General features: G+C 67.8%; 6 protein-coding genes and 2 rRNA genes (1 of these 8 only partly in view). 2 read left to right on the top strand and 6 right to left on the bottom strand.

Annotated elements, in window-relative coordinates; translation table 11 throughout:
• Positions 1-19 precede the first annotated feature (19 nt).
• Entirely contained in the window at positions 20-445 is a 426-nt protein-coding gene (gene ndk / locus TPA0908_RS11495) for a nucleoside-diphosphate kinase (protein WP_281937285.1), read from the bottom strand.
• Between the two features lie 144 nt (positions 446-589).
• Between ndk and TPA0908_RS11500 the strand changes: the two genes are divergently transcribed.
• On the top strand, positions 590-1,843 hold the full coding sequence (locus TPA0908_RS11500) for a VOC family protein (protein ID WP_281937287.1): 1,254 nt from the start codon (positions 590-592) through the stop codon (positions 1,841-1,843).
• Between the two features lie 17 nt (positions 1,844-1,860).
• Here the strand turns inward: TPA0908_RS11500 and TPA0908_RS11505 are convergent, their stop codons facing one another.
• From TPA0908_RS11505 to TPA0908_RS11515, 3 genes are read right to left on the bottom strand one after another with little or no spacing between them, the layout of a single operon-like run.
• Positions 1,861-2,259 (bottom strand): DUF4233 domain-containing protein, encoded by a 399-nt coding sequence (locus TPA0908_RS11505; RefSeq protein WP_281937289.1) that lies wholly within the window; start codon positions 2,257-2,259, stop codon positions 1,861-1,863.
• Entirely contained in the window at positions 2,256-3,599 is a 1,344-nt protein-coding gene (locus TPA0908_RS11510; RefSeq protein ID WP_281937291.1) for a bifunctional folylpolyglutamate synthase/dihydrofolate synthase, read from the bottom strand. Before TPA0908_RS11510 ends, TPA0908_RS11505 begins: the two co-directional genes overlap by 4 nt.
• On the bottom strand, positions 3,596-6,214 hold the full coding sequence (locus TPA0908_RS11515; RefSeq protein ID WP_281937293.1) for a valine--tRNA ligase: 2,619 nt from the start codon (positions 6,212-6,214) through the stop codon (positions 3,596-3,598). Before TPA0908_RS11515 ends, TPA0908_RS11510 begins: the two co-directional genes overlap by 4 nt.
• A 69-nt stretch (positions 6,215-6,283) precedes the next feature.
• Here TPA0908_RS11515 and TPA0908_RS11520 point away from each other — a divergent pair, with 69 nt between their 5' ends.
• On the top strand, positions 6,284-6,961 hold the full coding sequence (locus tag TPA0908_RS11520; protein WP_281937295.1) for a hypothetical protein: 678 nt from the start codon (positions 6,284-6,286) through the stop codon (positions 6,959-6,961).
• Between the two features lie 47 nt (positions 6,962-7,008).
• Here TPA0908_RS11520 and rrf read toward each other — a convergent pair.
• Together rrf and TPA0908_RS11530 are read right to left on the bottom strand one after the other, a co-directional pair.
• A 5S ribosomal RNA gene (rrf, locus tag TPA0908_RS11525) occupies positions 7,009-7,125 on the bottom strand.
• An 82-nt stretch (positions 7,126-7,207) separates the two neighbouring features.
• Positions 7,208-10,090 (bottom strand): 23S ribosomal RNA (locus TPA0908_RS11530); it runs 226 nt beyond the window's last position.

Genomic DNA, 10,090 nt, shown 5'->3' on the forward strand with positions numbered 1-10,090 from the left:
CGCGCCGGTCGGGGTGCGGTCAGTCCAGCTCGGGGAACCAGAGCGCGATCTCGCTCTTGGCGCTGTCCGTCGAGTCGGAGGCGTGCACCAGGTTCTCCCGGTTCGACAGCGACAGGTCGCCACGGATGGTGCCGGCAGCGGCCTTGCGGCCGTCGGTGCTGCCGATCATGCCGCGCACCACCTCGATCACCTGGTCGCCGGAGAGCACCAACGCCACCAGCGGGCCGCCGGTCATGAACGTCTTCAGCGGCGGGTAGAACGGCTTGTCGACGTGCTCGGCGTAGTGCTGGTCGGCGAAGTCGCCGTCGACGGTCCGGTGCACCAACGCGTCGATCCGCAGGCCCTTGCGCTCGAAACGGGACAGGACCTCACCCACCAGACCGCGGCGCACCGCGTCGGGCTTGATCAGTACGAGCGTCCGCTCTGCCGGGCTGCTGCTGGACACGCTGGTTTCCTCCTGTGCACGAACCGGGGTCAGGCTGGGTACGGTCAGCGTAGCGACCCGGTCCCGGCGCCGGCGCGGCGGCTGCGTCTTCCCTGGCCCGCCGCGGCGGCCTAGCCTGGCCTTGGAACCCCTGGGAGGTCCACTGTGGCGAATGGCGGGAACCGCACCATCGCGCCGGTACGCAAACTGATCGGCGCGGTGCTGGGCACCGTGGCCGCCTTCGTGACCCTGTTCGGGCTCGGCATGACCAGTTGGGCGATCGTGGCGCTCGGCGTCGCGCTGCTCGTGCTCGCGATAGCCCTGGCCACGGTGCGCGGCGGTGGCCGCACCTGGGTGATCGGCCTGGGGCACGTGCACAGCGCGTCCGAGCCGCCCACGCAGTACGCGTTCGGTCGCTGCGAGTTGCAGCTGGTGATCGACGCCCCCGGGCTGCCACCCCGCTCCAAGAAGATCATCGAGCCCCGGGTGCCGGTGGCCAAGTGGCCCTCGCTCGGCCAGGCGCTGCCGGTCCGGGTGGCCCTCGACGACCAGCGCCACGTCCGGGTGCTCTGGGACGAGGTGCCCACCCACGCCGAGAACGCCGCCACGGTCGCCGACCTGCCGCCCGAGTACGCCGAGCCGGAACAGCCGCTCGACGAGCCGCTCATCGGGCAGGAGGCGCCGCCGTGGGCCGGGCGCGCCCCGGAGGACGACTTCCGCGACGACTACCCGCCCGCACCGGACCCGCTGCTGGACGACGTCACGCTGCGCGGCGAGGACCGCGAGCCGGTGGTGATGCACCAGCGGCCCGGCGGCCCGGTCGTGCTGGAGGGGCAACTGGTCGAGCCGACCACCCTCGGCCCGCTCCCGCGCCGCGCGCCGGCCCCCCGCCCGCCGGCCGAGGAGCAGGACCCGGACACGGTCCCGGTGGAGTCGATCGACGTGCCGCTGGACGCTCCCGAGTCCGCCACCGCGCCCACCCCGCAGGAGCTGGACGAGGCAATCTTCGGCCCGGTCGGCGACGCCGAGCCGGACGAGCTGGCCAGCCCGATCAGCGGGGTCGGCATCACGCTGCTCGTCACCGACCTGGACCGGTCCCTCGACTTCTACCGGGAGCTGGGCTTCGACGAGATGGACCGGGGCGAGGGCAACGCCGTGCTCTCCTCCGGGCCGACCCGGCTGGTGCTGCGCCGGGTGACCGGGGCCGCCCCGATCAGCCGCCGGCTGGTGCACGTCAACCTGGAGGTCGACGACATCCAGGCGGCGTACGAGCGGCTGCGTGAGTCCGGCGTGCGCTTCACGTACGCCCCGCGGGTGGTCAACCGGGGCACCAAGCTGGAGGTCTGGGCCGCTGCCTTCCGCGACCCGGACGGCCACGGCGTCGCCCTCACCCAGTGGCGCACCCTCGCCGACGCCTGACCGCCCGCCCTCGGCGCTCAGCCGAGGATGACCCGGCGCACGTGCAACGCGTACGCCCACACCAACGCGAAGATCACGCCGAGCCCGAACAGCGACCAGTGCAGCAGCCCGGAGAGCAGCAGCAGGCCCTGGAGCACGGTGCCGGCGTGCCAGGCCCAGGGGCGGCGCATCATGCCGGCCAGCACCACACAGGCGACCGCCAGCGCGACGATCACGCCGATCGCGGCGCCGCCCAGGTCACCGCCGACCACCCGGATCGGCTGGATGGCCAGCAGCAGCACCAGCGCCTCCAGCGCGAGCGTGCCGGCGCCCAGCCCGCGTACCGCCCGGTCCGGGTTGCGCAGCCCGGAGCGGCGGACGCCGCCCGGCTGCTCCGACCCCGGCTGCGCGTCCGGGCGCTGCTCCGGGCCGGTCATCGCTTGAGCAGCCGGCGGGCGTCGGCCACGGTCACCACCGAACCGGTGATCAGCACGCCCACCCCGGCCAGCTCGCCCGGCACGTCGGACTCGGCCTCCGCCACCGCCGCCTCGATGGCGTCGGGCATGTCCCGGGCCACCTGCACCCGGTCCGGCCCGAAGACCTCCCGGGCCAGCTCGGCCACCTCGTCGACGGGCATCGCCCGGGGCGAGCTGTTCTCCGCGACCACGATCGTGTCCAGCACCGGCTCCAGCAGTTCGAGCAGGCCCGCCGCGTCCTTGTCGCCGAGCACCGCCAGCACGCCGACGAGCTTGCTGAACGCGAACTCCTCCTGGAGCGCGGCCACGGTGGCGGCCATCCCGTGCGGGTTGTGCGCGCCGTCGAGCAGCACCGTCGGCGCGGTACGCACCCGCTCCAGCCGGCCCGGGGAGCTGGTCGCGGCGAAGCCCTCCCGGACCGCCTCGATGTCGAGCTGCCGCCGCGCGCCGGCCCCGAGGAACGCCTCCACGGCGGCCAGCGCCACGGCCGCGTTCTGCGCCTGGTGCGCGCCGTGCAGCGGGATGAAGATCTCCTCGTACACCCCGCCCAGGCCCTGGATGGTCAGCACCTGACCACCGACGGCGACGGCCCGGCGCATCACCCCGAACTCGGCGCCCTCCCGGGCGACCGTGGCGTTGACCTCGGCGCAGCGTTCCAGGATCGGCCGGGCCGCCTCCTCCTCCTGCGCCGCGGCGATCACCGTGGCGCCGGGGTGGATGATGCCCGCCTTGTGCAACGCGATGTCCTCGATCGTGTCGCCCAGCCACTCGGTGTGGTCCAGCCCGATCGGCGTGATCACCGCGACGCCGGCCTGGATCACGTTTGTCGCGTCCTCCGCGCCGCCCAGCCCGACCTCCACCACCGCCACGTCGACCGGGGCGTCGGCGAACGTGGCGAACGCCAGCGCCGTGGTCAGGTCGAAGTACGTCAGCGGCTCGGCGGAACGCTGGTCGACCAGCTCGGCCAACGGCGCGATCTCCCGGTACGTGGAGACGAACCGTTCCTCGCTCACCGGCTCGCCGTCCAGGCTGATCCGCTCCCGGACGGTCTCCAGGTGCGGGCTGGTGTAACGCCCGGTGTGCAGCCCGAACGCCCGCAACAGCGAATCGATCATCCGGGCCGTCGAGGTCTTGCCGTTGGTGCCGGTCAGGTGGATCGACGGGTACGCCCGCTGCGGACTGCCGAGCAGGTCCAGCAGGCTCTCGATCTTCTCCAGCTCGAACCGCATCCGGGTGAAGCCGCGCGCGTTCAGCGCGGCCTCCACCTCGACGAACGCGGCGTGGTCGGTACGGTCGCTCACGATGTCAGCGCCTCCAGGGCGGCGTCGATCCGGGCCAGGTCCGTCTCGGCCACCGCCAGCCGCTCCCGGATCTTCGCGACCACCGGCTCGGGCGCCTTGCCGACGAACGCCGGATTGTTCAACTTCGCCCGCGCCTGGGTGGCCTCCTTCTCGGCCGCCGCGCGGTCCTTGGTGAGCCGGGCACGCTCGGCCGCCACGTCGATCGCGCCGCGGGTGTCGAGCGCGACGCTCACCTCGCCGGGCATGGCCAACGTGGCGCTGGCCTGGAAGTCGTCGCCGGGCGCGTCGAGCCGGGCCAGCGACCGGATCAGCGGCTCGTGCGCCGCGACGCCCGCGCCGGCCAGGCCGTCGAGCCGGGCGGCGACCCGCTGGGTCGGCCGCAGCCCCTGGTCCGAACGGAACCGGCGGACCTCGGTGACCACCCGCTGCAACGTGGCGACCTCCGCCTCCGCGGCGTCGTCGATCCCGGTACGGTCCACCGCCGGCCACCGGGCCGCCAGCAGCGTCTCCGCGCCGGTCAGCGCGGCCCACAGCTCGTCGGTGACGAACGGGATCACCGGGTGCAGCAACCGCAGCAACTGGTCCAGCACGTGGCCCAGCACCCGGCGGGTGGCGTCGGCCGCCGGCCCGCCCTCGGCGAGCACCGACTTGCTGAGCTCCACGTACCAGTCGCAGACGTCGTCCCAGGCGAAGTGGTACAGCAGGTCGCAGACCTTGGCGAACTCGTACGCCTCGAACTGCTCGTCCACCTCGGCGGTGACGTGCGCCAACCGGGACAGGATCCACCTGTCGACGGTCGACAACTCATTGGCCGCCGGCAGCGGACCGTCGGTGTGCGCGCCGTTGAGCAGCGCGAACCGGGTGGCGTTCCACAGCTTGTTGCAGAAGTTACGGGAGCCCTGACACCACTCCTCGCTGACCGGCACGTCCTGGCCCGGGTTGGCGCCGCGGGCCAGCGTGAACCGGGTGGCGTCGGCGCCGAACCGGTCGATCCAGTCGAGCGGGTCGACCACGTTGCCGAACGACTTCGACATCTTCTTGCCGTGCTCGTCGCGGACCATGCCGTGCAGCGCCACCACGTCGAACGGCTGGACGCCGTCCATCGCGTACAGGCCGAACATCATCATCCGGGCGACCCAGAAGAACAGGATGTCGTAGCCGGTGACCAGCACACTGGTCGGGTAGAACTTGGCCAGGTCCGGCGTCTGCTCCGGCCAGCCGAGCGTGGAGAACGGCCAGAGGCCGCTGGAGAACCAGGTGTCCAGCACGTCCTCGTCCTGGTGCCAGCCCTCGCCGGTGGGGGCGGCCTCGTCCGGCCCGACGCAGACGATCTCGCCGGCCGGGCCGTACCAGACCGGGATGCGGTGGCCCCACCAGAGCTGGCGGGAGATGCACCAGTCGTGCATGTTGTCCACCCAGGCGAAGTAGCGCTTGGCCAGTTCGGCCGGCTCGACCTTCACCCGGCCGTCCCGCACCGCGTCGCCGGCCGCCTTGGCCAGCGGCCCGGTGTTGACGAACCACTGCAACGACAGGCGCGGTTCGACGGTCGTCTTGCACCGCGAGCAGTGCCCCACCGCGTGCAGGTACGGCCGCTTCTCGGCCACGATCCGGCCCTGCTCGCGCAGTGCCGCCACGATCGCCGGGCGGGCCTCGTACCGGTCCAGGCCCTGGAACGGCCCCGGCGCGGTGATCACGCCCCGCTCGTCCATGATCGTCAGCGAGGGCAGGTCGTGCCGCTGCCCGATCTCGAAGTCGTTCGGGTCGTGCGCCGGGGTCACCTTGACCATGCCGGTGCCGAAGCTCGGGTCGACGTGCTCGTCCGCGACGATCGGGATGCGCCGGTCGGTGAGCGGCAGCGCCACCTCGGTGCCGATCAGGTGCTGGTACCGCTCGTCGTCCGGGTGCACCGCGACCGCGGTGTCGCCGAGCATCGTCTCGGCCCGGGTGGTGGCCACCACGACCTCGTCGCCGTAGCGGATCGAGACCAGCTCGCCCTCGTCGTCGGTGTGCTCGACCTCGATGTCGGAGAGCGCGGTGAGGCAGCGCGGGCACCAGTTGATGATCCGGTTGGCCCGGTAGATCAGCCCGTCGTCGAAGAGCTTCTTGAACATGGTCTGCACGGCCCGGGAGAGGCCCTCGTCCATGGTGAAGCGCTCCCGGTCCCAGTCGACCGCGTCGCCGAGCCGGCGCATCTGGCCCAGGATCGCGCCGCCGGACTCGGCCTTCCACTGCCAGACCCGCTCGACGAACTTCTCCCGCCCGAGATCGTGGCGGGACAGCCCCTCACCGGCGAGCTGCCGCTCGACCAGGTTCTGGGTGGCGATGCCGGCGTGATCCATGCCGGGCAGCCAGAGCGCCTCGAAGCCCTGCATCCGCTTGCGCCGGGTGAGCGCGTCCATCAGCGTGTGCTCGAACGCGTGGCCCATGTGCAGCGAGCCGGTGACGTTCGGCGGCGGGATGACGATGGCGAACGGCGGCTTGTCACTCTCCGCCGACGCCCGGAAGTGCCCGCCGGCTACCCACTGCTCGTACCGTCGCTGCTCTACCTCGCCGGGCTGGTACTGGCCGGCAAGGGTCGGGGCGTCGGGGCGTCGGGCATCCAGTCTCTCGGTCACTCTCAAAGTCTACGGAGCGCTTCCGGAGACCTGACGTGCGCCACCGGTGATTCGCGTACGGTGGCGGACATGTCCGACGCGCATCTCACCGAGCGTCAGGTCGACGGGGGTCACGGTCCGGTCGAGCTGACCGACGAGCCGATCCGACTGAGCCGCCGCGACCCCGCGCTGGAACCCGAACGACGGCCCGTCTCGCGGCGTCGAAAGGTCGTGCTGGCCGCGGTCCTGGCGGCCGGCCTCGCCGGCGCGGGCGCGCTCGGCCTGGGCGGCTGGCGGGTGCTCCAGCAGAAGGACGCCGAGCTGACCCAGCCGCCCGGGGTGGCCGGGCTCACCCGCGACGACAGCGACCGGGCCCGCAGCACGGCCGAGTACCTGCGCGACGGATTCGCCGCCGACATCGACCTGGACCGCAGCTTCGGCGCGGTCTACTCGGACCCGGCGGACGCGAAGCGGTCGGTGCTGCTGTTCGGCGGCACCACGCTGCTCTGGCAGCCCGAACGGGACCTGGACACGCTCTTCGGCCTGATGGCCGACGAGACCGGAAAGGTCGCCGGGGTACGCGAGGTCGACGCCGGCCGGCTGGGCGGCGTGATGAAGTGCGGCACCACGAGCGGCGACGGCGGTGACTTCGCGGTGTGCGGCTGGGCCGATCACGGCAGCGTGGCGATGGGGATGTTCCCCGGCCGGGCGGTCGACGACGCCGCGACGTTGTTCCGGGAGATCCGCGAGGGCGTGCAGCGTCGGTGAAACGCAGTTCAGGGCCACCCCGAAGGGTGGCCCTGAACTGGAAGATTGTCCGGCGGTGTCCTACTCTCCCACACCCTCCCGAGTGCAGTACCATCGGCGCTGGAGGGCTTAGCTTCCGGGTTCGGAATGTAACCGGGCGTTTCCCCTCCGCCATGACCGCCGTAACTCTATGAACATATCAACCAACAACCCACACAAGGGGTTCGGTGTTTGTTCAGAGTTGCACAGTGGACGCGTAGCAGCTTAGTAGTCAAGTCCTCGGCCTATTAGTACCGGTCAACTGAACCCGTTACCGGGCTTACATTTCCGGCCTATCAACCCAGTCGTCTAGCTGGGGGCCTTACCCCACAAAGTGGGTGGGATACCTCATCTTGAAGCGAGCTTCCCGCTTAGATGCTTTCAGCGGTTATCCCTTCCGAACGTAGCTAACCAGCCGTGCCCCTGGCGGGACAACTGGCACACCAGAGGTTCGTCCGTCCCGGTCCTCTCGTACTAGGGACAGCCCTTCTCAAGTATCCTACGCGCACGGCGGATAGGGACCGAACTGTCTCACGACGTTCTAAACCCAGCTCGCGTACCGCTTTAATGGGCGAACAGCCCAACCCTTGGGACCTGCTACAGCCCCAGGATGCGACGAGCCGACATCGAGGTGCCAAACCATCCCGTCGATATGGACTCTTGGGGAAGATCAGCCTGTTATCCCCGGGGTACCTTTTATCCGTTGAGCGACACCGCTTCCACATGCCAGTGCCGGATCACTAGTCCCGACTTTCGTCCCTGCTCGACCTGTCAGTCTCACAGTCAAGCTCCCTTGTGCACTTGCACTCAACACCTGATTGCCAACCAGGCTGAGGGAACCTTTGGGCGCCTCCGTTACCCTTTAGGAGGCAACCGCCCCAGTTAAACTACCCACCAGACACTGTCCCTGAACCGGATAACGGTCCGAAGTTAGATACCCAAATCAACCAGAGTGGTATTTCAAGATTGCCTCCACCCATACTGGCGTATGGACTTCACCGGCTCCCACCTATCCTACACAAGCTAATTCAGATACCAATGTCAAGCTATAGTAAAGGTCCCGGGGTCTTTCCGTCCTGCCGCGCGTAACGAGCATCTTTACTCGTAATGCAATTTCGCCGGGCCTGTGGTTGAGACAGTGGGGAAGTCGTTACGCCATTCGTGCAGGTCGGAACTTACCCGACAAGGAATTTCGCTACCTTAGGATGGTTATAGTTACCACCGCCGTTTACTGGCGCTTAAGTTCTCCGCTTCGCCCCGAAGAGCTAACAGGTCCCCTTAACGTTCCAGCACCGGGCAGGCGTCAGTCCATATACATCGAATTACTTCTTCGCATGGACCTGTGTTTTTAGTAAACAGTCGCTTCCCCCTGCTCTCTGCGGCCATACAACGCTCCACCCGCGCGGGGCTTCACGTCTCCGGCCCCCCTTCTCCCTAAGTTACGGGGGCAATTTGCCGAGTTCCTTAACCACAGTTCGCCCGATCGCCTCGGTATTCTCTACCTGACCACCTGTGTCGGTTTGGGGTACGGGCCGCTAAGAACTCGCTAGAGGCTTTTCTCGGCAGCATAGGATCACTGACTTCACCTGAATCGGCTCGGCATCACGTCTCAGCCTACATGCGCCACGGATTTGCCTATGGCACGGCCTACACGCTTACCCCGGCACAACCACCGGCCGGGATCAGCTACCTTCCTGCGTCACCCCATCGCTTGACTACTACCCGCCAGGTTCCCACGCTCCCCCCGTTTGGTCCGAAGACCGCCCGGAGCTCGGGTGGTTAGCACAACGAGGTTCATCAGGGACGCTCTTTCGCGGGTACGGGAATATCAACCCGTTGTCCATCGACTACGCCTCTCGGCCTCGCCTTAGGTCCCGACTCACCCAGGGCGGATTAGCCTGGCCCTGGAACCCTTGGTCATCCGGCGGAAGGGTTTCTCACCCTTCTTTCGCTACTCATGCCTGCATTCTCACTCGTGCCGCGTCCACGACTGGGTCACCCCGTCGCTTCACCCCCGGCACGACGCTCCCCTACCCATCCACACACCTGCACGACACATCAAGGCGCCGCGAAGTTGAAATGTGAATGCCACAGCTTCGGCGGTGTGCTTGAGCCCCGCTACATTGTCGGCGCGGAACCACTTGACCAGTGAGCTATTACGCACTCTTTAAAGGGTGGCTGCTTCTAAGCCAACCTCCTGGTTGTCTATGCGACCCCACATCCTTTTCCACTTAGCACACGCTTAGGGGCCTTAGCTGGTGATCTGGGCTGTTTCCCTCTCGACTACGAAGCTTATCCCCCGCAGTCTCACTGCCGCGCTCTCACTTACCGGCATTCGGAGTTTGGCTGATTTCGGTAAGCTTGTGGGCCCCCTAGACCATCCAGTGCTCTACCTCCGGCAAGAAACACGCGACGCTGCACCTAAATGCATTTCGGGGAGAACCAGCTATCACGGAGTTTGATTGGCCTTTCACCCCTAACCACAGGTCATCCCCCAACTTTTCAACGTTGGTGGGTTCGGCCCTCCACGCGGTCTTACCCGCGCTTCAGCCTGCCCATGGCTAGATCACTCCGCTTCGGGTCTAGAGCATGCGACTAAAAACGCCCTATTCAGACTCGCTTTCGCTACGGCTCCCCCACACGGGTTAACCTCGCCACATGCCACTAACTCGCAGGCTCATTCTTCAAAAGGCACGCCGTCACCCCGTAAGGCTCCGACGGATTGTAGGCGAACGGTTTCAGGTACTATTTCACTCCCCTCCCGGGGTACTTTTCACCATTCCCTCACGGTACTTGTCCGCTATCGGTCACCAGGAAGTATTTAGGCTTACCAGGTGGTCCTGGCAGATTCACGGCAGATTTCAGGAGTCCGCCGCTACTCGGGAACACCCACAGAAGACCAGCAGCTTTCACCTACCGGACTATCACCGTCTACGGTCAGCCATTCCAGACTGTTCGACTAACCACTGGCTTTGTAACTCCTCAAACGAGTGTCAGCTCGTTTCGCAGGGTCCCACAACCCCGAACACGCAACCCCTGACAGGTATCACACGCATCCGGTTTAGCCTCAATCCGCTTTCGCTCGCCACTACTCACGGAATCACTGTTTGT

Origin of the sequence: Micromonospora sp. AKA38 (assembly GCF_027925725.1) — a bacterium.
Classification (GTDB): domain Bacteria; phylum Actinomycetota; class Actinomycetes; order Mycobacteriales; family Micromonosporaceae; genus Micromonospora.